We start from the raw sequence: 2,064 nt of genomic DNA on the forward strand, positions 1-2,064 counted from the left end.
CCTCAGTTATGAGTGCTGAGCCGCTGCTCACCGATCTCGACCGCCGGACGATCGCGGTTTCTAAGGCCCTGGCTGCTGATGCCGTGGAAAAGGCGGGGTCGGGCCACCCCGGTACGCCGATCTCATTGGCGTCGGTGGCGTGGCTGCTCTACCAGCGCGAGATGGTCCACGACCCGCTCGACCCGGGCTGGTTGGGGCGCGACCGGTTCGTGTTGTCGATCGGGCACGCCTCGCTGATGCAGTACATCCAGCTGTTCCTGGCCGGCTACGACATCGACCTGAGCGGTTTCACGGCCTTCCGCTCGCCGGCCGGCCTGCCGGGTCACCCGGAGTTCGGTGAGGTGGCGGGCGTCGAGACCACGACCGGCCCGCTGGGGGCGGGCTTCGCCAACGCGGTGGGACTGGCCATGGCCGCGCGCCGCGAGCACGGGCTGCTCGACGCCGGCGCCCCGCTGGGCGAGTCGGTCTTCGACCATTTCGTCTACACGGTCCTCGGCGACGGCTGCATGCAGGAGGGCGTGAGCTCGGAGGCCGCCTCCCTGGCCGGTACCCAGCAGCTGGGCAACCTCATCGCCATCTACGACGACAATGACATCTCCATCGAGGGCAACACGGACATCGCCTTCACCGAGGACCCCTCGGCCCGTTTCGAGGCCTACGGGTGGCAGGTGCTCGACGTCGACTGGCGTACCGGCCCCGACGGCTACGTCGAGGACCTCCAGGCGCTGCACGAGGCGATCGTGGCGGCTCGCGCTGAGACCGAGCGCCCGTCGCTGATCCGCCTGCACACGATCATCGCCTGGCCCTCACCGACCAAGCAGGGCCAGGAGTCATCGCATGGCGCCAAGCTCGGGGGTGAGGAGGTCGCCGGTCTCAAGCGGGCCCTGGGCCTGGATCCCGAGCAGAGCTTCATCCTTCCCGACGACGTCGTCACCCACGCCCGCGCCCGGGCCGCAGAGAACACCCGGGCCGCCCGGGCGGTCTGGGACGAGCGCTTCGCGGCCTGGCAGCAGGCCAACCCCGACGGTGCCGCGCTGCTGGAGCGCCTTGAGGCCCACCGCCTGCCCGAGGGCCTCCAGGCGGCCCTGCCGACCTGGGAGGTCGGCCAGTGCCTGGCGACCCGTGCGGCCTCGGGCAAGGTGCTCTCCGCGTTGGCTGGCGTGGTACCCGAGCTGTGGGGCGGGTCGGCGGACCTGGCCGGCTCGAACAACACGACCATGGCGGGCGAGCCCTCCTTCTTGCCCGCTCCCCTGGCGCAGGCCGACGGCGACGGGCCCTTTGGGCGCACCATCCACTTCGGTGTGCGCGAGCACGCCATGGGCTCGATCCTCAACGGGATCGCCCTGGACGGGCTCACCCGCCCCTACGGGGGCACCTTCATGGTGTTCTCCGACTACATGCGCCCGGCCGTGCGCCTGGCGGCGCTGATGGGCATCGGCTCGATCTTCGTGTGGTCCCACGACTCCATCGGCGTGGGCGAGGATGGCCCCACCCACCAGCCGATCGAGCACCTGGCCTCCCTGCGCGCTATCCCGGGCCTGGCCGTCGTACGCCCCGGGGACGCCAACGAGACCGCCGCGGCGTGGGCCGAGATCCTGGCCCGCCCGGACCAGCCGGCCGGCATCGCCCTGTCGCGTCAGAACCTCACCGTGAACGCCTCCGCCACCGCCGCGGCCGAGGGCGTGCGCCGCGGCGCCTACGTCCTGGCCGAGGCCACCGACGCAGACGGCGGCCAGACCGCCCCCGAGGTGGTCCTGATCGCCACCGGCTCCGAGGTCGGCGTGGCCGTGGCCGCCCGAGACATCCTCCAAGAGCAGGGCACGCCCACCCGGGTGGTCTCCGCCCCCTGCCTGGAGTGGTTCGCCCAGCAGGACACCTCCTACCGGGACCAGGTGCTGCCGGCCGGTACCGCCAAGGTCTCCATCGAGGCCGGCATCGCCATGGGCTGGCGCGAGCTCGTCGGCGACACCGGCGAGATCATCTCCATCGACCACTACGGCACCTCCGCCGCCGGCACCGCCCTGTTCGAGGAATACGGATTCACCGCCAACAACATCGCCCAGC

The 2,064-nt window shown here is 71.6% G+C and carries 1 protein-coding gene; it reads left to right on the forward strand.

Annotated features, from left to right (window positions below):
- Window positions 1-8: 8 nt before the first annotated feature.
- On the forward strand, window positions 9-2,064 hold a 2,056-nt coding region (gene tkt, locus FK256_RS14180; RefSeq protein WP_141425202.1), incomplete at its 3' end, for a transketolase.

The organism is Actinomyces johnsonii (genome assembly GCF_006546835.1).
GTDB classification, from domain to species: domain Bacteria; phylum Actinomycetota; class Actinomycetes; order Actinomycetales; family Actinomycetaceae; genus Actinomyces; species Actinomyces johnsonii.